At 30.1% G+C, this 23,325-nt stretch carries 19 protein-coding genes, 1 tRNA gene and 1 other RNA gene; 11 read left to right on the top strand and 10 right to left on the bottom strand.

Annotation, left to right across the window (positions count from 1 at the left end):
• Window positions 1-62: 62 nt before the first annotated feature.
• The 8 genes from SR62_RS06585 to SR62_RS06620 all read left to right on the top strand — a co-directional run bounded on the left by SR62_RS06585 (window position 63) and on the right by SR62_RS06620 (window position 6,395).
• Window positions 63-1,031, top strand: coding sequence for an ABC transporter permease (locus SR62_RS06585; RefSeq protein WP_002909661.1), 969 nt, complete (start codon window positions 63-65; stop codon window positions 1,029-1,031).
• A complete protein-coding gene (locus tag SR62_RS06590) occupies window positions 1,024-1,962 on the top strand; it encodes an iron chelate uptake ABC transporter family permease subunit (RefSeq protein WP_147502316.1) in 939 nt (312 codons plus the stop codon). Before SR62_RS06585 ends, SR62_RS06590 begins: the two co-directional genes overlap by 8 nt.
• Entirely contained in the window at window positions 1,959-2,714 is a 756-nt protein-coding gene (locus tag SR62_RS06595) for an ABC transporter ATP-binding protein (RefSeq protein WP_002873631.1), read from the top strand. Before SR62_RS06590 ends, SR62_RS06595 begins: the two co-directional genes overlap by 4 nt.
• Before the next feature lie 12 nt (window positions 2,715-2,726).
• Window positions 2,727-3,719 carry an enterochelin ABC transporter substrate-binding protein CeuB gene (ceuB, locus tag SR62_RS06600; protein WP_002892995.1) on the top strand — a complete coding sequence of 331 codons (993 nt, stop codon included), beginning with the start codon at window positions 2,727-2,729 and terminating at the stop codon, window positions 3,717-3,719.
• Window positions 3,720-3,873: 154 nt separating this feature from the next.
• Window positions 3,874-4,095 (top strand): hypothetical protein, encoded by a 222-nt coding sequence (locus SR62_RS06605; RefSeq protein ID WP_002853781.1) that lies wholly within the window; start codon window positions 3,874-3,876, stop codon window positions 4,093-4,095.
• On the top strand, window positions 4,096-4,377 hold the full coding sequence (locus tag SR62_RS06610) for a type II toxin-antitoxin system RelE/ParE family toxin (RefSeq protein WP_002866775.1): 282 nt from the start codon (window positions 4,096-4,098) through the stop codon (window positions 4,375-4,377).
• Window positions 4,378-4,564: 187 nt separating this feature from the next.
• Window positions 4,565-5,170, top strand: coding sequence for an IS607 family transposase (locus tag SR62_RS06615; RefSeq protein ID WP_002893464.1), 606 nt, complete (start codon window positions 4,565-4,567; stop codon window positions 5,168-5,170).
• Window positions 5,148-6,395: an RNA-guided endonuclease InsQ/TnpB family protein gene (locus tag SR62_RS06620; protein WP_002893465.1), complete on the top strand. Its 1,248-nt coding sequence runs from the start codon at window positions 5,148-5,150 to the stop codon at window positions 6,393-6,395. Before SR62_RS06615 ends, SR62_RS06620 begins: the two co-directional genes overlap by 23 nt.
• Before the next feature lie 142 nt (window positions 6,396-6,537).
• Here SR62_RS06620 and SR62_RS06625 read toward each other — a convergent pair.
• The 4 genes from SR62_RS06625 to nrfH all read right to left on the bottom strand — a co-directional run bounded on the left by SR62_RS06625 (window position 6,538) and on the right by nrfH (window position 9,742).
• A tRNA-Ser gene (locus SR62_RS06625) sits at window positions 6,538-6,627 on the bottom strand.
• Window positions 6,628-6,690: 63 nt separating this feature from the next.
• On the bottom strand, window positions 6,691-7,245 hold the full coding sequence (locus SR62_RS06630) for a membrane protein (protein WP_002892921.1): 555 nt from the start codon (window positions 7,243-7,245) through the stop codon (window positions 6,691-6,693).
• A 134-nt stretch (window positions 7,246-7,379) separates the two neighbouring features.
• Window positions 7,380-9,212, bottom strand: coding sequence for an ammonia-forming cytochrome c nitrite reductase subunit c552 (locus SR62_RS06635; RefSeq protein WP_002892920.1), 1,833 nt, complete (start codon window positions 9,210-9,212; stop codon window positions 7,380-7,382).
• 14 nt (window positions 9,213-9,226) lie between these two features.
• Window positions 9,227-9,742, bottom strand: coding sequence for a cytochrome c nitrite reductase small subunit (gene nrfH, locus SR62_RS06640; protein WP_010891930.1), 516 nt, complete (start codon window positions 9,740-9,742; stop codon window positions 9,227-9,229).
• Window positions 9,743-9,929: 187 nt separating this feature from the next.
• Here nrfH and SR62_RS06645 point away from each other — a divergent pair, with 187 nt between their 5' ends.
• Window positions 9,930-12,014, top strand: coding sequence for an RNA degradosome polyphosphate kinase (locus SR62_RS06645; protein ID WP_002860421.1), 2,085 nt, complete (start codon window positions 9,930-9,932; stop codon window positions 12,012-12,014).
• Between the two features lie 142 nt (window positions 12,015-12,156).
• On the opposite strand, the gene SR62_RS06650 is transcribed toward SR62_RS06645, so the two are convergent.
• The 3 genes from SR62_RS06650 to SR62_RS06660 form a co-directional block, all read right to left on the bottom strand.
• A complete protein-coding gene (locus SR62_RS06650) occupies window positions 12,157-14,430 on the bottom strand; it encodes an autotransporter outer membrane beta-barrel domain-containing protein (RefSeq protein WP_002892919.1) in 2,274 nt (757 codons plus the stop codon).
• A gap of 205 nt (window positions 14,431-14,635) precedes the next feature.
• Window positions 14,636-14,994, bottom strand: a transfer-messenger RNA (tmRNA) gene (ssrA, locus tag SR62_RS06655).
• Window positions 14,995-15,405 (bottom strand): hypothetical protein, encoded by a 411-nt coding sequence (locus tag SR62_RS06660; RefSeq protein WP_002783915.1) that lies wholly within the window; start codon window positions 15,403-15,405, stop codon window positions 14,995-14,997.
• 90 nt (window positions 15,406-15,495) lie between these two features.
• On the opposite strand from SR62_RS06660, the gene ruvB reads away from it, so the two are divergent.
• Window positions 15,496-16,503 (top strand): Holliday junction branch migration DNA helicase RuvB, encoded by a 1,008-nt coding sequence (gene ruvB, locus SR62_RS06665; protein ID WP_002882690.1) that lies wholly within the window; start codon window positions 15,496-15,498, stop codon window positions 16,501-16,503.
• 3 nt (window positions 16,504-16,506) lie between these two features.
• Window positions 16,507-17,550, top strand: coding sequence for an AI-2E family transporter (locus tag SR62_RS06670; RefSeq protein ID WP_002892916.1), 1,044 nt, complete (start codon window positions 16,507-16,509; stop codon window positions 17,548-17,550).
• Window positions 17,551-17,579: 29 nt separating this feature from the next.
• Here the strand turns inward: SR62_RS06670 and fumC are convergent, their stop codons facing one another.
• The 3 genes from fumC to SR62_RS06685 all read right to left on the bottom strand — a co-directional run bounded on the left by fumC (window position 17,580) and on the right by SR62_RS06685 (window position 23,254).
• Window positions 17,580-18,971, bottom strand: a complete 1,392-nt coding sequence (gene fumC / locus SR62_RS06675; protein WP_002854099.1) for a class II fumarate hydratase — start codon at window positions 18,969-18,971, stop codon at window positions 17,580-17,582.
• A gap of 133 nt (window positions 18,972-19,104) precedes the next feature.
• Complete coding sequence (gene glmS, locus SR62_RS06680; RefSeq protein ID WP_147502317.1) at window positions 19,105-20,901, bottom strand: glutamine--fructose-6-phosphate transaminase (isomerizing); 1,797 nt, start codon at window positions 20,899-20,901, stop codon at window positions 19,105-19,107.
• A 4-nt stretch (window positions 20,902-20,905) separates the two neighbouring features.
• Complete coding sequence (locus SR62_RS06685; protein ID WP_002892914.1) at window positions 20,906-23,254, bottom strand: nucleotidyltransferase; 2,349 nt, start codon at window positions 23,252-23,254, stop codon at window positions 20,906-20,908.
• Between the last annotated feature and the right edge of the window lie 71 nt (window positions 23,255-23,325).

Genomic DNA, 23,325 nt, shown 5'->3' on the forward strand with positions numbered 1-23,325 from the left:
TTCTTAAAACAAATTTCATTACAATTTCATTTTTGATAATTATTATTACTATAAGGAAAGATTTGTTTTTTAAGCATATATTGAGTTTAAAAGTGCTTATAGCTTTACTTTTATTCTTTGGAATGATAAGTTTATTTATAGGAGTTATCAGTATCAATGTAAAAGATATTCTTAATCTTAACTCCACTCAACTAGAAATCATAACTCTCACAAGAATTCCTAGACTTATAGCAATTTTACTCACAGGAATGAGTCTTAGTATATGCGGGCTTATCATGCAACAACTCACGCAAAATAAATTCGTTTCCCCAACTACAGCAGGAACTATGGATTGTGCTAAATTTGGCATACTTATTTCTTTAATATTTTTTGCTGGAGCGTCTTTTTTTACTCAAACTATCATTGCTTCTGTATTTGCACTTTTGGGTTCTTTTATATTTATCCAAATTTTAAGAAAAATCAAACTCAAAGATGTGATTTTTGTACCTTTGATAGGCTTGATGTTTGGAGGTATTATTAGTGCTATAACCACTTTTTTTGCCTATGCTTTAAATTATATACAAAATATCCAAGGTTGGCTACAAGGCAGTATGGCAAATGTTATGCAGGGAAATTATGAATTGCTCTACATTTCTTTACCACTTTTTATACTTGCTTATTTTTTAGCTCATAAAATTACCATAGTTGGCATGGGTGACGATATAGCTTTAAATCTTGGAATTTCTTATAATGGGATATTATTTTTAGGCTTGATGATTGTAAGCATTATCACTAGTTTAGTGATTGTAAGCGTTGGGATTATCCCTTTTTTAGGGCTAATTATCCCAAATTTAGTAGCTCTTTATCTAGGTGATAATCTTAGAAAAAATCTTATCTATATAGCACTTTGTGGAGCTTTGTTTTTACTTGTTTGCGATATCATTTCAAGACTTGTCATCTTTCCTTTTGAAATGCCTTTAAGCATCACTACAGGTGTTTTAGGATCTTTAATCTTTATCTTTCTTTTGCTAAAAAGGAAAGTTTATGCGTAAAAAAATGCTGATTTTAAGCTTTTTAACACTTGGTATGATAGGGATTTTTATACTTGTGGGTTTAAATGGCTTTGATGAGTATGCTTTAAAAAGTCGTTTTTTACAAATTGCAGCTATTATCATAGTAGCTATTTGTATCGCTGTTTCAACAGTGATTTTTCAAACTTTATGCAATAACAAAATTCTAACCCCTGCTATCATAGGATTAGATTCTTTATATATGTTGCTTCAAAGTGCTCTTATCTTTTCTTTTGGTGCGGCTAATTTAAGTGTTTATAAAAACGATATCAATTTTTTAATCACTCTAGTTTGTATGGTGGTTTTTTCACTAGGACTTTATAAAATTTTATTTAGTAGCGATAGAAGTATTTATCTTATCATGCTTTTAGGTTTAGTTTTTGGAACACTTTTTAGCACTTTAAGCTCTTTTTTTGAAGTGCTAATCGACCCTGATGAATTTATGGTAATACAAGGAAGAATGTTTGCTAGTTTTGATAATATTGCTTTTGATGTTTTAATTCTTGCTTATATTATTAGCTTTTTAAGTTTTATATGGATTTTTCGCTATATGAAATTTTTAGATCCTTTAAATTTAGGCAAAGATTTAGCGATAAATTTAGGGATAAATTATCAAAAAATTTCAAAACAATTGATGATTATCATAGCTATTTTAACTTCTATTAGCACCGCACTTGTAGGTCCTATAACCTTTTTAGGACTTTTAGTAGTAAATATCACTTATGAGCTATTTAAAACTACAAAGCATAGTATTTTGCTAAGCGCTTGTATACTTATTAGTATTTTGGCTTTGCTTGGAGGGGTGTTTTTTGTCTCTAGAGTTTTTGATTATAATGCCACTATAAGCGTGGTTATTAATTTCTTAGCTGGGATATATTTTATCTATCTTGTATTAAAGGGTAATAAATTATGATTAAACTAAAAAATATCACCAAATTTTATGATAATAAAGTCATTATTTCAGATCTTAGCCTTGATTTTCATAAAGGCAAAATCACTTCTATAATAGGAGCCAATGGCGCTGGAAAATCCACTCTTTTAGCTCTAGCAAGTCGTTTGATAAAACCTAGTAGTGGAGAAATTTATATCGATGGAATGAATTTAAAAAATTATAAAGAGCAAATCTTAGCACAAAAAATTTCCATTCTCAAACAACAAAACAATATCAATTTAAGATTAAAAGTTGAAGAATTAGTCGCTTTTGGGCGTTTTCCGCATTCTCAAGGAAGACTTAATACAAACGATAAAATCAAAATCAATGAAGCTTTAGAATACATGGAACTTAACAACTTAAGAAATGAATTTTTAGATACATTAAGCGGGGGACAAAAGCAAAGAGCTTTTATAGCCATGATCATCGCTCAGGATACTGAATTTATAATGTTTGATGAACCTTTGAACAATCTTGATATGAAGCATAGCGTACAAATCATGCAACTAATGAAAAATTTAGTCAAAGACTTTAACAAAAGTATAGCTGTTGTATTACATGATATTAATTTTGCTTCGATTTATTCTGATGAAATCATAGCCTTAAAAGATGGGAAGCTTTTAAAACAAGGCTCAAAAGATGAAATCATCAATCAAGAAAATTTAAAACAAATTTATGATATGGATATACCCGTAAGTCAAATTGATGGTAAGAAAATTTGTATTTATTTTTAAAAAGGAGAAAATATGAAAAAATCTTTAGTTTTTGCATTTTTTGCATTTTTTTTAAGTCTAATCTTAACAGCTTGTAATTCAAACTCAAATGAAAACAACGCAAGTTCTACAACAAAAACCAACACTGCTACGGTGAAAGTTTTGCCTATTAGTATGAGCGATGAGGGTGATAGTTTTTTAGTGAAGGATAGTCTAGGAGAAAATAAAATCCCTAAAAATCCTTCTAAGGTAGTGATCTTAGATCTTGGAATTTTAGATACTTTTGATGCTTTAAAATTAAATGATAAAGTCGTTGGCGTTCCTGCTAAAAATTTACCAAAATACCTACAACAATTTAAAAACAAACCTAGTGTAGGTGGAGTACAACAAGTTGATTTTGAAGCCATTAATGCTTTAAAACCTGATCTTATCATCATTTCCGGACGCCAAAGTAAATTTTATGACAAATTAAAAGAAATAGCTCCAACTTTATTTGTAGGTCTTGATAATGCAAATTTTTTAAGCTCTTTTGAAAACAATGTCTTAAGCGTTGCAAAACTTTATGGTTTAGAAAAAGAAGCTTTAGAAAAAATTTCAGATATTAAAAATGAAATTGAAAAAGCCAAAAGTATAGTTGATGAAGATAAAAAAGCTCTTATCATTCTTACAAATTCTAACAAAATTTCAGCCTTTGGTCCTCAATCTCGCTTTGGGATTATTCACGATGTTTTAGGGATTAATGCAGTAGATGAGAATATAAAAGTAGGCACACACGGAAAAAGTATCAATTCTGAATTTATATTAGAAAAAAATCCTGATTATATTTTTGTTGTTGATAGAAATGTCATCGTAGGCAACAAAGAACGCGCTCAAGGCATACTCGATAATGCACTTGTCGCTAAAACCAAAGCAGCACAAAACAAAAAAATTATCTATCTTGATCCAGAATACTGGTATTTAGCAAGTGGAAATGGACTAGAGTCTTTAAAAACTATGATTTTAGAAATCAAAAACGCTGTAAAATAATATAACTTCGCAAGGGCTAGTCTCTTGCTTTAATACTTAATAAAATATTTGGGATTTTCAAGAAAGTTTTAGTGGCGGACAGAGAGGGATTTGAACCTTTTTTTAAATAAAAAATGTTTTTATGTTATAATAAATCTTTAAAAAGGAGTAACAAATGAACTTAGAATTTTCAAAAGAAACACAGCATTTTTTAACTAATTATTGTAAAGATAACAATTTAAGTGAAAAAGAAGTTTTAGAACTTGCTTTAAGTTATTTAGAACATAAAATAAGAATTGATGGTTATAAAAAGGATATAGAACTTTACAAGCAAGATAAATTAAAGACTTTAGATTTTGATGAAACTTTTAATGATATTAGAAAAGATTTAGAATAAATGAAAATTGTTCCAACTCCTAAATTTAAAAATGAGCTTAGGCATATTGTTAATTTTATAAAATTAGATAGTTCTTTTTATGCTAAAGAATTTCTTAATGATATTAATTCAATTTGTAAAAATCTTTCTTTTATGCCTTATAAAAATAGAAAATCTTTGTCTTTTGATAATGAAAATATAAGAGATTTGATTTTTAAAGGTTATATTATCCCTTATCTTATCGATAAAAGTAAAAATGAAATTGTGATTTTAGGCATATATAAAAGTAATCTTTGGGATTGATTTTATATTTTATTTTTTTAGAATTCTTACTTCCATATTAGCATTCTTTTTCATCTAATTTCTTAAATAATTCCAAAATATCTTATTTTCTAATGGATTATTTTCCAATTTTAGAATAATATTTATTTATTAACTAAATAATTATATAATTTATATAATTTTATATAATTACAATTAAGGAAAATATTTGAAAGCAAAAGAAGTTTTAAAGCTTTTAAAAATAAGTCGTGTAACTCTTTATAAATATGTTAAAAGTGGAAAAATAAGAGTTACGCAAATGCCAAATTCTTTATACCTATATAACAGAGAAGATGTTTATAGATTAGCAAATATTAAAGATGAAAAACTAAATGTTATATATGCAAGAGTAAGCACCCACAAACAAAAACAAGATTTAAAAAATCAAATAGAAAACACAATCGCTTTTTTAAATGCAAAAGGAATAAAAGTAGATAAGGTCTATGAAGATATTAAAAGTGGAATGACTTTAGACAGAAAAGGTTTTATGGAGCTTTTAGACGATGTTATGCAAAAAAGAATTAGTGTTGTTTATATAGCTTATAAAGATAGACTAGCAAGACTATCTTATGATTTAGTGGAAAAACTTTTTAACGATAATGGTGCTAGAATAGAAATTATTAACTCTTGCGAAAACAAAGCACTAGAGCAAGAATTATTTGAAGATATTATGCAAACAATACACTCTTTTTCTATGAAAATGTATTCAAAGAGAAGATTAGCCAATAAATTATTAAATGAAAGCAAGGCAGATGAAAACATTACAAAGAGTTGAAAGACATATAATTAAGCCCTACAATAAAAATTACAATTCACTTTTATTGCTTACAAATAAGACTAAAAACTTATATAACTATGTTAATTACTTGCTTAGACAAGATTTTATAACTAAAAAACCACAAATAAAAGAGTATGATTTAAGTAAAAAATTAGCTAGTGAAAAACAATTTGATTATAAAGAATTACCTAGTCAAACAGCCCAACAAACAATTAAATTATTATATAAAGATTGGAAAAGCTTTTTTAAATGTTTAAAGTCTTATCAAAAAGATAAGAACAAATTTACAAGTAATCCCAAACTACCTAAATACAAAAGAAAAGGAGAAAAAGGTCATCATATAGCTATATTTACAAACCAACAAGCAAAAATAAAACAATATAAAAACTTTAATAAAATCGTATTTCCTAAAAGTGTAAATATAAAATCTATCATTACTAAAATAGATACTAATATTTCAAGTCTAAAACAAGTTAGGATTATTCCCAAAGCAACTTGTTTTATAGTTGAAATAGTGTATGAAACTAATCAACTAGCTATTAATTATGTAAAAAACAGCTTTTTATCTTGTGATTTAGGTTTAAATAACTTTGTAACTACAATAGATACTCAAAGCAAACAGCCTTTAATTATCAATGGCAAAGGTATTAAAAGTATAAATCAATATTACAATAAGAAAAAAGCATATTTACAAGCAATAGCAAAAAAGAGTAATAATAGATTTATCACAAAGCAACTACTAAAATTATTAAACTTTCGTGAAAACAAATTAAATGATTTTTTGCATAAAGCAAGTAATTTTTTAGTTAAGTATTGTGTTAAACATTCTATTGAAACATTAATTATTGGTAAAAATAAAGAATGGAAAAAAGAAATTAATTTAGGTGCTAAAAATAATCAATCTTTTACTTCAATACCTTATGAAAACTTTATTTCTAAATTAGCTTATAAATGTGAAACATATGGTATTAATTTCGTTTTAACAGAAGAAAACTATACGAGTAAATGCGACCATTTAGCTAATGAAAAAATGAAACATCAAGAAAAGTATTTAGGTAAAAGAATAAAAAGAGGTTTATTTAAATCAAGCACAAATAAAATATTGAATGCTGATGTTAATGGAGCAATAGGCATAGCAAGAAAAGTATTCCACAATGCAGTGCAAACTCTAGTGGATAGTGGAACAGCGTTCGTTCCTATAAAAATCAATTTAGCCTTTTAGGTAGATTGAAAATTTATAAAAGATTTTTATATAAATTTTAATATTTTATATGAAAATTTGGGCGTTATAGTTCTAGATTATTCTTTTTTTCAAATATATAATATTGATATATAAATACTTGGGATTTTCAAGAAAGTTTTAGTGGCGGACAGAGAGGGATTTGAACCCTCGAGACCCGTTAAGATCTGCACCCTTAGCAGGGGTGTGGTTTCAGCCGCTCACCCATCTGTCCAATAAAGTAAAGTGTGATTATACAAAAAAATAAATAATACCTAGCTTAAAAAGCTAGGAAAAATCAAAGGCTAAGATAAGCCAAAAGCAAAGTTACAACAACCCCTACTCCAAGAACTGCAAATTGTTTACTTCTATCTTTTTTATTTGCAAACAAAGTAATCATAAGCCCTGAAATATAAAGCATAAATAAAGTAATACCAAAGCCTACGCTAAGCACAGAAAAATACCAAGCACCCTTATCTTTATGAAGCATAATCATATCTCCAAGTAAAGATCTTGTTTTTAAGGTAATATTGTATTCATTAGTAGAATTTTGAGTTATATTAGCACTATAATGAGTTCCACCTATTGTTATACCTTTATCTTTGCTTTTAATGATATCTGTATTAGATGGCACTTTTAAACCATTTGTTTTTAAATACTCTATTAAAGCTTCTCTTTCTTTACCACTTTCTATAACTTTTGACAATTGATACTGCTCAACTTTTAAGCCCACATCTTGATTAATACCAAAAATATACGCTATACCCGTTAAAGCAAAAAGCAAAGCACAAGGCAAGAAGAACAAACTAAGATAAATATGAACCTGTCTAAACAATTTATTTTTATTGATCATTTTAACTCCTTTTTGATTATCAAAATTTGTGATATTTTGACAAAACAAAGTGAAGCAAAAGTGAATTTTAAATAAAAAGTTTATATTTTTTAAAATAAAAAAAGAAAAAGCCCTATGATTATAGGGCTTAAGAATTATTTTTTATCAATCACTTGATAATTATAAGGAGCAAGCTCTTTATCATGCTCTAAAAGTTCTTTTGGAGGATTGCCATTAACATCTTTTTCATCCGCATAATAACGCTCTCCAGCTTTATGATTATTAACATCTACTTTATAATAAAGCTCTCCTGGATTAAATTTTTGAATATCTTCAAAACCTAAATTTGAAGTTTTAAAATCTTTAATTCCATTTGCTGCGGCGATTTCTACAAGTTTAGTTTGTCCCATTCTTGCCATATCAACAGCTTGCAATAACATTCTTGAAGCTTCACGAGGATTATGGAAACCAGTTGAATTTTCAGCGTTAACAAAATCTGCTCTCATTTGAGCTTTACGATGAAGTTCTAAAACTTCTTTTAACTCTTCGCTAATTTTTTTCACATCAGCTTTTCCATCGCTTTGGAATTTTTCCATATTACCTAATTCATCACGTAGTTTTTTAGTATCCATAATCAAACTAACAATTGCGTACTCTGCCGTTCTTTGATCATGTGCAACGCTATTTTGTATGTCAAGCACTTGAGCTTTTAAATAATCTTCACTTTGTTTATGACAAGACTTGCAAGCAGAGTTAATATCTCTTAAAGGAGAGGTGATATTGTGTTGAGTAACCTTTTTAGCTCCTTCTCTAACATAAGGCATATGACAATCCACGCAACTTACCCCATTTGCAGCATGCACACCGCCACTATAAAGTTCGCTTTCTGGATGTTGAATTTTAATAATTTGCGCTCCTGTTAATTTATGAGTAAAATCAGCTCCAAATACTCCACGAACTTTATCATAATAATCATCTAACATTTCAATTCTAAATGGTTGTCCTTTTTTCCACTCACTCCAAGGAAAAGTTAAAACTATACCATCGGTTTCAATCTCTTTAGCTTTATTACCATCTCTCCAAAACTCATACTCATCATAATTTTTCTGAGTTCCATTCCACCATTTTTTAGAACTATCATCTACAATAGTTTCACCCATTACCTTTACTTTTTCCCCAGTTGGTTTAAAATAGTATTCAACATGGCATTGAGAGCAAACTAAAGTTCTCATTTCTTCTCTTGTAGCTTTTACGCCTTGCACTGGATCTTTTTCATATCCTCTAGAAACTAAAGCATTAATAGCTGCTGGACGAGTAAGTCTTAAACTCATATCATTTGGATTGTGACAATCTGCACAAGTTACACCCATTCTTTTACCACCATGTGGACCTGCATGTTCAGGTGAATTTTCCACTATACCATCAACGGCTGGGATATTTTTAATCATGGTCCAATAATTTGTAGAGTTAAAAGCAGTAAAATCCCCTTTAGCAACATTTTTTATAAGCCATGGAGTCCATCCACTATGACAATTCATACAAGCTGCGGGCTGGCCTTTAAAAGCAGCAAGGCCGTGAGCATTAAGAAAATCTTTGTTGTTTCTTGCTGTTTTCATTTGATCTACTTGAACCCAAAAATGCCCTCTTTCTTCATTGAAATCAAGACTAAAAGGATATCCTGCCCAAAGTATGGTTAATTGAGGAAAGCGAATTAATTTTGAATAAGCTAAATTACCACCAAATTCAGTAGCTTGAGGCTCTTCTTTTTCAACTGTTAAATACATTTTTAGCTGCTCTGGAAAAACCTTACCCCATTTTTCAAAATTTGGATCATCATCACTAAGCAAAGAAAAATCAGCATTTGCTGCAATGGCATTTTTATTTGCTTCATCTTCTTTTTTTTGATTGATATCATTATTTAGCCATAAAACTCCCGCTATAAGTAAAACCAAAACAACAATACCCAAGCGTAAAATATTTTTTTTCATTCATCTTCTCCTTATTAAATTCCGTGTTTATGTCCAACATCTTTATGACAAGAAGCACAATTTAATGACTTGTCTGCATGTGGATTTGTTGTAGCATTGATAGCTGTTTGAGCAAAATCTGCATGACAGCGTATGCAGTTTTCTTGCACCATTTTTCTGCTTTTTTCAGTCGCACTCAAATTTGTAGGCAACTCATCAAGTTTAAAAGTAAAAGCATAAGCATGTCCTAAACCACTTTGCGCTTTAGCTATCCACTTAGCTACAAAATTATGTGGCAAATGACAATCCACACAAGTTGCTCTTGGTTCGCCTTTGACTTTTTGAGAGTGTGGTCCTGCCATGTATTCGTTATAAACTTCATTCATAATATGGCAGTTATTACAAGATTCACTTGCATTGCTTAAATAAGATGTGCCCTTAGCGTTATAAAAAGTATAAAACCCAACCGCAAAGAAAACAAAAAGCAAAACAAGAAAAATAGTAAAAAGATTCGAAGTTTTCTTCAAAATTTTCCTCCTTAAAATTATCATTTCTTAAAATCTTCAATGAAACAACAATGTCACAGAATTTTCCAGAAATAAATTTTGTGATTTTAACATAGATGAATTTAATATAATTTTAAAGATATATTTACTCTTAATTAACCTAAAAAATTTAAAACTTTTATTCAATAATTTCAAAATAAATGATAAAATACAACTAAAAAAGGAAAAATTAATGCAAACAAGTCCTGATATGTTTATCAATCGCGAACTTTCTTGGCTTCGCTTTAATTCTCGTGTTTTAGACCAATGTTCTAAAAATTTACCCTTGTTAGAAAAATTAAAATTTATAGCTATATATTGCACTAATTTAGATGAATTTTATATGATACGCGTCGCAGGCTTAAAACAACTTTTTTCAGCTGGAGTTAATGCAAGCAGTAGCGATGAAATGACCCCGTTACAACAATTAAAAGCCATACGCAAATACTTACACCAAGAAAAAGAACTTTTGGAGCGTTATTTTAATGAAATCACAAGTGAATTAGAAAAAGAAAATCTTTTCATAAAACATTATGAGAATTTAGATGAAAATTTAAAACAAAAATGTGATGAGTATTTTTTCTCCAATATTTTTCCTGTTATTGTTCCAATAGCTGTTGATGCTACTCACCCTTTTCCGCATTTAAACAACTTATCTTTTTCACTAGCGGTTAAAATTTGCGATAAAGCGCATCCTGAACTTGTAAAATTTGGAATGATTAGAATTCCAAGAGTTTTACCTCGTTTTTATGAAGTAAGTGCAAATATTTATGTTCCTATAGAAAGTATAGTCCATCAACACGCAGAAGAAATTTTTCCAGGCTATAAACTCTTAGCTTCAGCAGCATTTAGAGTGACTAGAAATGCAGATATGGTAATAGAAGAGGAAGAAGCTGATGATTTTATGATGATTTTAGAACAAGGCTTAAAACTTCGCAGAAAAGGAGCTTTTGTAAGATTGCAAATTCAAAAAGATGCAGATGAGCAAATCGTAGAATTCCTTAATACTCACATGAAAATTTTTCATAAAGATGTTTATGAATATTCTATTTTACTCAATCTCCCTAGCCTTTGGCAAATCGCAGGAAATAAAACCTTTACGCATCTTTTAAGCCCACTTTACACGCCTAAAACTTTACCACCTTTTGATGAGAATTTATCTATTTTTGATGCTGTAGAAAAAGAAGATATACTCATCATACAACCTTTTGAAAGTTTTGATCCAGTTTATAAATTTATCAAAGAAGCAAGCAAAGATCCTGAAGTAATTTCCATAAGAATGACACTTTATAGAGTGGAAAAAAATTCCAATATAGTTCAAGCTTTAATTGATGCTGCAAGTGATGGAAAACAAGTAACTGTGATGGTAGAATTAAAAGCACGCTTTGATGAAGAAAATAATCTTCATTGGGCGAAAGCTTTAGAAAATGCCGGAGCTCATGTTATTTATGGCATTACAGGTTTTAAAGTCCACGCTAAGGTTTCTCAAGTCATACGCAAACAAGGAGATAAACTTAAATTTTATATGCATTTAAGCACAGGAAATTATAATGCAAGCAGTGCTAAAATCTATACTGATGTGAGTTATTTTACAAGCAAAGCAGAATTTGCAAGAGATACGACAAGCTTTTTTCACATCTTATCGGGCTTTAGTAAAAATCGTCGCCTTCAAACTCTTTCAATGAGCCCAAATCAAATCAAAGAAAAAGTTTTAGAAATGATACGCATTGAAACAAGCAAGAAAAATGAAGGTGTGATTGTAGCTAAAATGAATTCTCTTGTGGATAGTGATATCATACAAGCGCTTTATGAAGCAAGTATGGAAGGAGTGCAAATTGATCTTATCATACGCGGAATTTGTTGCTTAAAACCTGATGAAGAATACAGCAAAAACATACGCGTTAGAAGCATCATAGGAAAATACTTAGAACATGCTAGAGTATTTTATTTTAAACATAGTGAGCCAAATTATTTTATATCGAGTGCAGATTGGATGCCAAGAAATTTAGAGCGTCGCTTAGAACTTATGACTCCTATATATGATGAAAGAAGTAAAGCTAAATTAGCTCAATTTTTACGCTTGCAACTTAGCGATAATGTTTTAGCTTATGAGCTTAAAAATAATGGAGAATATGAAAAAATTCCTTCTTCTGAAAAAATCATAGATTCTCAACAAACCTTAGAAGAATATGTAAGTAAAATTTATAAAACACTTAAAAAAGATACAGATCAAAGTCGTGCAACGCACTTAGCTTCCAAACTTTTCAAAGAAAACTAAAAGTTTTTAGAGTTTTTTACTCTAAAGACTTATTTACTTGTTTGTTATAAAAAAGGGCTTTAAGATAAAGCCCTAGGAGATTTCCCATAGAAATAAACAATCATTTCTAAACTATAAAAAGATTTAGAAATGATTTTTAAGATTAAAATTTATACTTAAGTCCTACTTGACCACTTAAGTAAGTTTCATTTTTATTATCTACTTTACCTGCTAGTATTTGTTTAGCACCAAAGCCAAGATTCATACTGAGTTGATTTGTAAAATCTACATTACCCCCTACGATAATTTGTCCGTATGTTTTTTTCTTGTTGTTAGCTTCTACACTAGTAAAGAAAGCATTATTTACAGCTAGGTTAGCTGTGTAATCATCACCACTATTGATAACAAATTGTTCTATTTTTGGAGTTACAAAAATATAAGAGTTTTCATTCATATATTTTCTAAATTCAGCACCCACTTCAATACTTACAGAATTGTTTTTCATAGAATCAATATCTTTAGCAATAGCACCATTTTCTGTATGAGATGGAGTATAACTGAAATAATAATTTACTCCCGCAAAAGGTTTAATAAATAAAGTATTATCACTAAAGTCAAACACACGACCTGCATTAGCACTAAGTCCTAAGAATTTACTTGTATAATCTGAGTTATATGCACCATCTATTTGAACATTGTCTTGTTTAGTTGGAGAAACTTGAGCATAAGCTTTAAGATTAAGTTCCCATTGTGGAGCTACATTGATAGTAGAATACATACCTAATTGGAAGTTATCACTTTTTTGTTCTAAATTATTGTCTTTGATTTTAGCGTTTGCATAAGTAAAATAAGCACCCCATAAAACATCATCATTAGCTTGTTTATCTACACCTATAGTAGCACCATACATTGCACCACTATCTCCATCGATAATGTTAGCACCACCAAAAGCATTAGCCCAAACACTATTGGTATATTCATTTACATAGCTTGGTCTCATATCACTATCTAAAGCAGCAAATTTAAGACCATTCATTTTAGAAGCATAAGTTCCAAAAGGATTGTTTAGCATTGCTACACGAGAACCTATAGAAACATCATTAGAAATATTCATAGTGGTATTCACTGCACTAGAAGCTGAATTTAGATTAGATACAGATTTACCTGTATTGTCTGTGTCTTTTTTGATATCTAAAGCTAGTTTTACACCTTCTCTACTTGCTAAATCTGCCCCTATACTTCCTAATTGTTCTGTGATAGAACGAAGAGCTAGGATAGAAGCTTTATCATTAGCACTAAGATTTAAATTTAAGTTTTTATTTACTAAATCAACGTATTTTTCATCATCGATTTTACCGCCGTTTTGCATAGCTTCTTGTTGAAGTTTTTTAAGCTCTTCTTTTTGTTTTTCAAGGGCTTCTTTAACTTTTGTCCATTCTTCTTCTTGACTAGGATCAAATTCATTTTTAAGCAATTTATCTATAGCATCTATATCTACTGTGATTTGATTAGTTAAATTTTTAGCCGCTGCAGTAGCACCTCCATTGATCACTAAGCATTTATTGCCACCGCAGTTTTGAACGCTAAGTTTATAATCTACAAAGCCTTTTTCTCCATCGCCATATTTCTCTTCATCGCTAATATCTATAACAGCTCCTGTTTCTGCAACATCTTTGCCATGAAGATCAGTTGAAACATAATCATTTAAAAATTTTACAAGTAATGCACCTGCGTTGTTCTTTGCTTTTAAAATATCTTCATTGAAATCTTTAGCTTGAACCATTACTACATTATTTGCTTCTAAGTCTGTATAAGAGCGTTTGATAAGTCCAAAATTTGAATTTGTAAGATTTGCAGTTCCATTTACCTTAACAAAATTTCCATAAGTAGCAAAAAGGGTTTTATCGGCAGTAAAATTTCCATTTATAGTTAAGCTACCATTAGCACTTTTTCCTTCAACTGCTCCATTATAAAGAATTATACCTGAACCTTTTTTTTCATCCTCGGTAATGGTTCCAGCTCCTGAGCTAGTCATAGTTAAATTTCCATTAATCACCGAAGGTGCAAAAGCTTGTAAAACTATATCTGTTGTTTTAACCTCTTTAGCAGTAGCGTTTAGATTTGTTACATAAGCAGGATTTTGGCCATTATTGTGTGTAAAGCTTAAAGTATTGTTTTTACCGATATCAATGTTCAATCGATAATCAGCGCTATCATAATCATCGTTTGGTAAATCCCAAACACCCATTTTGATATTCAAATCTTGCCCTTTGTACTGATCAGGATTTTTAAGATTGATATCGTTACCATTTTCTTCAAAATATTTTCCTATATCTGAAGACCCTGTAAGATTGATTTCTTGTGCAAAAGCACTCGAATAAAGCAAAGTTGCTACACCTAAGCTTAGCAATATCTTGCTCGAAGCATTTTTCTTCATAAGTTTCTCCTTCAATAAATTTAAACTGAAGGAATAATTATACCCCCCCCCTAAAAATAAGCTTAAAAATAAAACTATAAATTTTTAATGAAAAATTATAAAACCCAATATATCAAAATTTTAAGGGTAATAAATCATTCTTAACTTCATATAAAAAATTCTAAAAATTTGAAATAAACTTATGATTTACTTAAAATTAGCGTGATGGTGGAAGCGAGGGGAATCGAACCCCTGTCCAAAAATAATCCCACAAAGACCTCTACATGTTTAGCAAAGATGACTACTTCACCCTACTTCGCTCATCTTCCAAAACTCAAAAGCAAGGCTAAGACTTTATTTCACCTCAACGCTTGTCAAACGCAAGGCTACACTATCAAAGATGACCGAAAATTAAGCTAGATAGTATGACTTAAATTTCAGGCTCAACTGAACTTACGCAGCTTTAGCGTAAGCAGGAGCGAATTTAACGTTGTTTGCGTTTAATTTTATTTGGGCTTTTTACGCTTTGCCCAAAGCGACATGCCATCTAAGCAGACTTACTCCTGTCGAAGCCAAGTCGCTCCCTTATTTAGAAATAATATTTGGAACATTAACAATTAAAGGATTAAAAACCGCTAAAACAGAATCATCATTTTCATATGAACGACAATATTTTTCAAACTGATCACTCATCAAAAGCATCCAATCCGTAAATTCATCACTAGCAGGCCCATTAAAGCGATTTGCTTGCGCCATCATCTCTTCACAAAATACACAAAAATCAGTCACTTCTTCAAGATTTAAGCGTCTTGCTGCCCAAGCGGTATTGTGTGCTAAAGTTTCAAGCTCTTTTATGGCTTCTTTATAACGCACGCTATCGCTTCCAAGCTTGATGATTAAAGGTTCAAACCTATCGCACATGGTTCTAAAAAATTGTAAAAATTTTTCTATATCGTCAATTTCATAATCTAATTCTAATTTTGTTAAAATTCCCATTTTTAAACCATAATCATTAAAGTTTAATGTAAATTCTAGCAAATTTTAGCTAAAATCTTATTTTAATTTTTCCAAAATATAAGCAAAGATATGGATAGAATAGTAGAAATAGAAAAATACTCCTTTGATGAAACTTACGAAACTTCGTTGCGTCCTTCAAATTTTGATGGTTATATAGGTCAAGAAAGCATTAAAAAAAATTTAAATATCTTTATAGCTGCAGCCAAAAAACGCAATGAATGTTTAGATCATATACTTTTTAGTGGTCCTGCAGGACTTGGAAAAACAACACTAGCTAATATCATCTCCTATGAAATGGGTGCAAATATCAAAACAACCGCCGCTCCTATGATAGAAAAAAGCGGAGATTTAGCCGCTATTTTAACCAATCTTAGCGAAGGAGATATACTTTTTATCGATGAAATTCATCGCTTAAGTCCTGCTATCGAAGAAGTGCTTTACCCTGCAATGGAGGATTACCGCCTTGATATTATCATAGGTAGTGGTCCAGCTGCTCAAACCATAAAAATCGATTTACCAAAATTTACTCTTATAGGGGCTACAACGCGTGCAGGTATGCTTAGCAATCCTTTACGTGATCGTTTTGGTATGCAATTTAGATTAGAATTTTACAAAGATAGCGAACTTGCCCTAATCTTGCAAAAAGCAGCTTTAAAACTTAATAAAACTTGCGAAGAAAAAGCCGCACTTGAGATCGCTAAAAGAAGTCGTTCAACTCCTAGAATAGCTCTAAGGCTTTTAAAAAGAGTTAGAGATTTTGCCGATGTTAATGATGAAGAGATTATCACAGAAAAAAGAGCTAATGAGGCCTTAAATTCTTTAGGAGTTAATGAGCTTGGTTTTGATGCGATGGATTTAAGATATCTTGAACTTTTAACCGCCGCCAAACAAAAACCTATCGGACTTGCAAGCATTGCTGCGGCTTTAAGTGAAGATGAAAATACCATAGAAGATGTAATCGAGCCTTATTTACTAGCTAATGGCTATATAGAACGCACTGCAAAAGGGCGTATAGCAAGCACGAAAAGCTATAGTGCTTTAAAATTAAACTATGAAAAAACTTTATTTGAGGAGTAAATTTTGCAAAATGGAAAATTCTTTCTTATAAGCTTTATTTTAGTTATTTTATTTCTTTTACTTTACCTTTTTAAAGGTTTTTTACTTGTAATTATCATAGCTAGTTTAATGGCGGTAGCTACCTCAAACATCAATGCAAAATTTTTAAATCTTACTAAAGGACATAAATTTTTAGCTTCCATTCTTACAACAGCTTGTATGGTTTTGCTTTTCTTTGCACCTTTTGTTTATGCTATGATAGAACTTGCCAAAGCTTTAAAGAATTTTGATATTAATTTAGTTACACAAACACTTGATTATGTCAAAAACTATCAATTCACCTTGCCTGAAAGCTTTAATTTTTTAGAACCTAAAATTAAAGAATTTTTAGCTTCTATAGATTTAAATAGTATTTCTAAACAAATTCTAAGTTATGCTTCAAGTTTTACAAAATCAGGAGCTAAATTTCTTATAGATATGGTTTTAATTTGTGTGTTTTATTTCTTTGCAAATCTATATGGAACAGAACTTGTTATCTATCTTAAATCCATCATTCCTATTGATAAAAAAGAACTCGATGATGTTTTAAGCGAAGTGGGTAATGTTATGGCTGTTGTGCTTTACTCTATGGTAATTGTAGCAATATTTCAAGGTGCACTTTTTGGTTTAATCACAATATTTTATGGTTATGATGGAATTTTAATGGGAGTAATTTTTGCTGTAAGTTCTCTCATACCTGCTATAGGAGGTGCTTTAATTTATATGCCTGTAAGTCTTTATGAATTTGCCTCAAACAATCTTAACTCAGCTCTTGTTATTTTTATTTATTCTGTAATTGTAATTTCTTTTATAGCAGATACTTTAATCAAACCTTTAATCATCAAATGGATCAACAAAAAACTTGTAAAAACCCCTACTAAAATCAATGAACTTTTAATTTTCTTGGCTATGATAGCAGGAATTTCTACCTTTGGTTTTTGGGGTATTATATTAGGTCCTGCGATTTTAACCTTTTTTGTATCAACTTTAAGAATGTATGTGATTTTAAAAGATAAGAATTTAATTTAACTTGCCTTAAAAAAGGCAAGTTTGATGTTCTAGGCTTTTGGGCCTATCATTTTAGTAGGATCAACAAATTTATTGAAATCTTCTTCGCTAACCAAACCAAGCTCCATTGCGCTTTCTTTTAAAGAAATACCTTTTTTATGGGCATTTTTGGCTACTTTAGCAGCGTTTTCATAACCTATGTGTGGATTTAGAGCGGTAACTAGCATTAAAGAATTATGAAGATTATGATCGATTTTTGCACGATTTGGTTCTATACCTACAGCACAATGGATATTGAATGAATGCATAGAATCAGCCAACAAATCAAGACTTTGCAAGAAATTATAAATAATCACAGGCTTAAACACATTAAGTTCAAAATTTCCTTGACTTGCTGCAAATCCGATAGCTGCATCATTTCCCATCACTTGTACAGCAACCATAGTAACAGCTTCGCACTGGGTAGGATTTACCTTACCTGGCATAATCGAACTTCCTGGCTCATTTTCAGGGATGATAAGCTCACCAAGACCGCATCTTGGACCTGAAGCTAGCCATCTAATATCATTTGCAATTTTCATTAAATTTGCAGCCAAACCTTTCATCGCTCCATGAGTAAAATTAATCGCATCATGACTTGTTAAAGCATGAAATTTATTTGGACTTGAAACAAATTTTGTACCTATAAGTTGAGTTAGCTCTTCACTTACTTTTTGGCTTAATTCTGGATGTGCATTAAGCCCTGTTCCTACTGCGGTTCCTCCTATGGCAAGTTCTCTTAAAGTTGGTAAAGAAGCGATGATTTGCTCTTTTGAATGTAAAAGCATAGAAAGATATCCACTAAATTCTTGTGCTAGAGTAAGTGGAGTAGCATCTTGTAAATGCGTGCGACCTATCTTAATAATGCCATCAAATTCTTTTACTTTTTTTTCAAAAGTTGCAATAAGCTCATCAAGTGCAGGGATAAGCTTTTTCTCTACTTGCTCAACTGCAACTATACTCATAGCTGTTGGAAAAGTATCATTTGAACTTTGACTCATATTAACATGATCATTTGGATGCACAAGCTTTTCTTTGCGAAAATCCCCGCCCATGATTTCAGTAGCACGATTTGCAATAACTTCATTCATATTCATATTGCTTTGCGTGCCTGAACCTGTTTGCCAAATCGCAAGTGGAAAATTATCATCAAATTTACCTGCGATAATCTCATCGCAAGCTTGAACTATAGCATTTTTCTTAGCATCATCAAGTTTGCCAAGTTTGTTATTGACTAAAGCTAAAGATTTTTTAAGATTTGCAAAAGCATAGATTAAAACCTTTGGCATTTTCTCACAACCAATTTTGAAATTTTCAAAACTTCTTTCAGTTTGAGCTCCCCAATATTTATCATTTGGGACCTTAACTTCACCCATAGTATCGTGTTCAACTCTGTATTCCATAGTGTTTCCTTTCTAGAAATATTATTAGAATTATTTAAACAAAAATAAGCATAAAGTTAGCTTATAATTTAAAATTTATTTATATTTATTGTAGTATTTTGAAGTTATGTGCAGTTTATTTAAACTGCACGGATTATTCGACTGTTACGCTTTTAGCCAAATTTCTTGGCATATCCACATCATTGCCAAGTCTTATGGAAATTTCCATCGCCAAAAGTTGAGTAATGACCATCATTTCAAAAAATTCACACATATAATGATCTTGCTCATTGGTTTTTATAAAATCATCGCTTAAATCAAATTCTAAAGATGAAATGCTAAGCACTGTAGAATCCCTAGCAATAAGCTCTTCAACATTTGATTTTGTTTTTTCATAAAGCATGTGCTTTGGCATTAAAGCTATAGTATAAAGCTTAGAATCAGCCAAAGCAATAGGGCCATGTTTCATCTCTCCTGCAGGATAACCCTCAGCATGAAGATAAGATAATTCTTTAAGTTTCAAAGCTCCTTCTAAGGCCAAAGGATAAAACACATCTCTGCCTATAAAGAAAAAGCCATGTCCATCTAAATAACGCTTGGATAAACGATGAATTTTTTCATGTAAAGCTTGTTTTACATTTACACAATTTGGAGTATGTAAAAGCGCTTTAATTTCAGCAGAAACATTTAAATTTCTTTTTTGGGCCATAAAAATAGCAAGCATCCAAAGGGTTAAAACTTGAGTCGCAAAAGCTTTAGTTGAAGCAACTCCTTTTTCTATACCTGCACGAGTTAAAAGACTTAAATGTGCTAAACGCACTATATTAGAATTATCCACATTACAAATTGCAAAAGTCTTAGCACCCTGCTCTTTTGCAATCTTTAAAGCCTCTAAAGTGTCTGCTGTTTCTCCACTTTGAGAAATAACAATAAATAAAGAATCTTTTTTTATAATTGCTTCACGGTATCGAAATTCACTTGCAATTTCTACTTTAGCTTTAACTTTAGCAATTCTTTCAAACAAATAAGCACTTGCCATTGCAGCATGATAGCTTGTTCCACAAGCACAAAGCGTGATTTCATCTACTTGACTTAAATCTTCATTGTTTAACTCATCAAAAACGACTTCATCGCCTTGAATACGCCCCATTAAAACTTCACTCATCACGCGACTTTGTTCATAAATTTCTTTTTCCATAAAAAAGCGAAAGCCATCTTTTTTTGCATAAGCCTTATCGCCTGAAAGCTTAGAAAAACAAAGTGATTTTAAAACATCATTTTCATAAACAACAAGCTCATCTTTACTCGCGTATCCCAAGCTTAAATCTTCAAGATACATTACCTCATCACAACTTCCTATCAAAGGCGCATCACCTGAAGAAAAATACCATTCTTTATTTGCATTTTTACCGATAATCAAAGGAGCAGCATTTTTTGCAAAATACACATGTTTGGGATCTTTTTTTGTTACTAACAAAGTAGCAAAAGCACCGCGAAGTTCTTTGATGGTTTTTTGCCAAGCTTCAAAAACTCCCAAATTTCTTGCATAAAATTCAAAAAGCTGGACAATAACTTCTGTATCGGTTTGACTTAAAAAACTCACGCCTTCTTTTTCAAGTTTGTCTTTGATTTCTTTATAATTTTCTATAATACCATTGTGAATCACACAAGAATACTGTCCTAAATGAGGATGTGCGTTGATTTCAGTAGGCTTACCATGAGTTGCCCATCTTGTATGACCTATAGCAAAACCATAACCTTGACTTTCAAAATCCGTGCATTTATTCGCCAAATTTTCAAGCTTTCCTACAGCTTTAAAAAAACTAAGCTCTCCTTCTTGCATCACTGCCATACCCGCACTATCATAACCACGATATTCTAATTCTTTAAGTCCATTTAGTATAATTTGTTTTTTTTCATTATTTCCTATATAGCCTACGATTCCACACATTTTGTTACTCACTTATTAATAAATTAACTAACTTTTGCTCGCTATGTTCTAATTTTTCATTCTTTTGAAAAATAAAAATATTACGCGTCCTTTGTCTTATGGTTTGAATTTTTGCTGCACATAAAACAAGTTCAAGTTCATTAAAAACATTCATCAAATACGCCATTAAACCCTGCTGATCTTTGGTATTAAGACCTAATTTGGCATACATTTTAGAATAGTTTAAGTCTAATTTTAACTCATCTTTTTTAATGATTGGCTTTTTAATTTTTTTCAAATTAAAACCAGAAAGATTTGAATTTAAAAGCTCGCAAAGTTTTAGTTTTTGCTCATCGCTGATAATATTATCATATTCAAATCTTAAATAAATTTTATCATCAAAAAGTTCAAAAAAATTCATGAAAATAAGATTTAAATTTGTTAAAGAACTTAAAATAATGGCAATATTAAAATGAAGTGGTGCAACAATTTGCAAACTAAGATTTGTTTCATTACTAAACCAAAATTTAAAATCATTTTCTTTGGCTAATTTAGAAATCATAACAATATCTTCAAAAGTATTTTTTATAATAAAAAGATTTGATTTGATATGTATGATTTTATCTTGCAAAATTTCATCTTGCTCTAAAAAAATCTTACTTCTTTTAAGTGTTAATTCTTTTTTTACTCTTCTTGCGCTTTCTTCAAGTAGATTTTCATCTTCAAAACCTTGTTTTGCATTTTCTAAAAGTTTATCAAGAACTCTAAAATAAAAAGCATTATAATTTAAAGCCTTAGCCTTTAGCCAAGTTAAAGTGTATAAAAGCTCTAAATTTTCTAAATTTTCTAGCTTAGAAACCAAGCTACTTACAACAATAGGATTGTATATATCTTCTTTTTCTACAAGATCTTTTAAGGCATTATTGTTTTTAAATATCTTAAGACCCCATTCTAAAATTTCATTCTTTAAATCAAATTTAGAGCAATACGCTCTATATATGCCTGCTAAAGAAATTTCATTTTCACTTTCTATAGCGCTTAAAAGTATCACAAGCTTTAAAATCATTTTTTCATCGGTTTTAAGTTTTTGGAGTATCTCAAGCTCATCTTCGTATTTTTCAAATTCACTTAACATAAGAAAAACTTGCTCATCAAAACTATAATTTCCTTCTTCATCGCTTAAAAAACGAACTGTCCAAAAAGGCTTGCATAAATCTTTTAAAATTCCACTATCAAGCAAAAGTTTTAAAACACAAAAACTATGCCTTTTATAAAAAATTTTCTCAAAAAGTATTAAAGCTTTTTCTATATCTTTTTTACCGTATTTTAATCTTCTTAGGGCAAAAACCAAGTTAAGATCGAAAATAACATGTTTATCTTCAAGTTTTAATAAGTATTCTAAAATTTCCACAAGAGTTTTAAATTTATATTCTTGTTTAAGAGTATGATTTAATCCATCTTGAATTTGCTTTGCTAAAAAGTGCGTATAAAAACCTATAGTATGCATACTTTGCAAAGCCTTTTGAACCAACAACTCATTTGCTCCAAAATGTTTTTTAGCTTTTTTATACATTAACTCACTCAAATCATGAACATTAATAAGTAAAAATTCATCCTCATCTTTAGCACTTAATAAATTCATCGCTGATTTTAAAGAAAGTAAAAAATCTCCAGCTAAACGCAACTCGCTTAAATTTTTTTCATCTATAAAATTTAAAGCAAAATTTTTTGGAGAAGTCTTAAAAAGAACAAGCAAACTCTCTAAGGATCTTAAATGATTTAATCCGCCAAAATCTTTTAAGATATTAAATTCTTGCTTTATAAATGGAATGTCAAATTCTTTAAAATTTTCTAGTAAAAGCTTGGCAAAATCATTTTTATTTTCTTTTATAATACTCTCAAATTTTATCTTAATCCCTTTAAATAAAATCCTAGAACCACATATGAAACGAGTTTGTATTATAGAAGTCTTAAGCTCATTGCTAGCATTATAAAGTCCATTAAATTCTAAGATAACCGAATCAATTTGCAAATGCGCATCATTTAAAATTTCGATAAAAGCCTTAATCATAGGTTTTAAATGAAAAGCCTTAATATCTTTATAAACAAAAATCAAAGAAATACTTTCATTAAAACAAAGACTATTATTTGCATATGCTTTGCTTGCTAAAACACAAAAAGGGATATTATCACTTGGAGGTGAAAAATCATCAAAATAATCTTTAAGAACTATATCATAAGCTTTTTTTATGAAATTATCCATATTTTTAGAATGATATAAGCTAAACGCCCCTTGCTTAAGAAAAAATTTTCTACAACTTTGGGTATAGGAACTAAGATTTTTTTTAAAAATTTCTAATTCTTTATTTAACAAAATTTCTACTCTCTTTAAAATTTTAATATCTTAATAATAATCTTAACAAAAATATCTTTTATTTTGGCTTT

This window comes from Campylobacter sp. 2014D-0258 (assembly GCF_008000495.1).
Lineage (GTDB): Bacteria > Campylobacterota > Campylobacteria > Campylobacterales > Campylobacteraceae > Campylobacter_D > Campylobacter_D jejuni.

Bases quoted from the DNA above. Each gene is read 5' to 3' on its own strand.
- ceuB (WP_002892995.1), top strand. From the start codon at position 2,727: ATGAAAAAATCTTTAGTTTTTGCATTTTTTGCATTTTTTTTAAGTCTA.
- SR62_RS06620 (WP_002893465.1), top strand. From the start codon at position 5,148: ATGAAAACATTACAAAGAGTTGAAAGACATATAATTAAGCCCTACAAT.
- SR62_RS06605 (WP_002853781.1), top strand. From the start codon at position 3,874: ATGAACTTAGAATTTTCAAAAGAAACACAGCATTTTTTAACTAATTAT.
- SR62_RS06595 (WP_002873631.1), top strand. From the start codon at position 1,959: ATGATTAAACTAAAAAATATCACCAAATTTTATGATAATAAAGTCATT.
- ruvB (WP_002882690.1), top strand. From the start codon at position 15,496: ATGGATAGAATAGTAGAAATAGAAAAATACTCCTTTGATGAAACTTAC.
- SR62_RS06650 (WP_002892919.1), bottom strand. From the start codon at position 14,430: ATGAAGAAAAATGCTTCGAGCAAGATATTGCTAAGCTTAGGTGTAGCA.
- nrfH (WP_010891930.1), bottom strand. From the start codon at position 9,742: ATGATAATTTTAAGGAGGAAAATTTTGAAGAAAACTTCGAATCTTTTT.
- SR62_RS06630 (WP_002892921.1), bottom strand. From the start codon at position 7,245: ATGATCAATAAAAATAAATTGTTTAGACAGGTTCATATTTATCTTAGT.
- glmS (WP_147502317.1), bottom strand. From the start codon at position 20,901: ATGTGTGGAATCGTAGGCTATATAGGAAATAATGAAAAAAAACAAATT.
- SR62_RS06590 (WP_147502316.1), top strand. From the start codon at position 1,024: ATGCGTAAAAAAATGCTGATTTTAAGCTTTTTAACACTTGGTATGATA.
- fumC (WP_002854099.1), bottom strand. From the start codon at position 18,971: ATGGAATACAGAGTTGAACACGATACTATGGGTGAAGTTAAGGTCCCA.
- SR62_RS06635 (WP_002892920.1), bottom strand. From the start codon at position 9,212: ATGAAAAAAAATATTTTACGCTTGGGTATTGTTGTTTTGGTTTTACTT.
- SR62_RS06660 (WP_002783915.1), bottom strand. From the start codon at position 15,405: ATGGGAATTTTAACAAAATTAGAATTAGATTATGAAATTGACGATATA.
- SR62_RS06645 (WP_002860421.1), top strand. From the start codon at position 9,930: ATGCAAACAAGTCCTGATATGTTTATCAATCGCGAACTTTCTTGGCTT.
- SR62_RS06610 (WP_002866775.1), top strand. From the start codon at position 4,096: ATGAAAATTGTTCCAACTCCTAAATTTAAAAATGAGCTTAGGCATATT.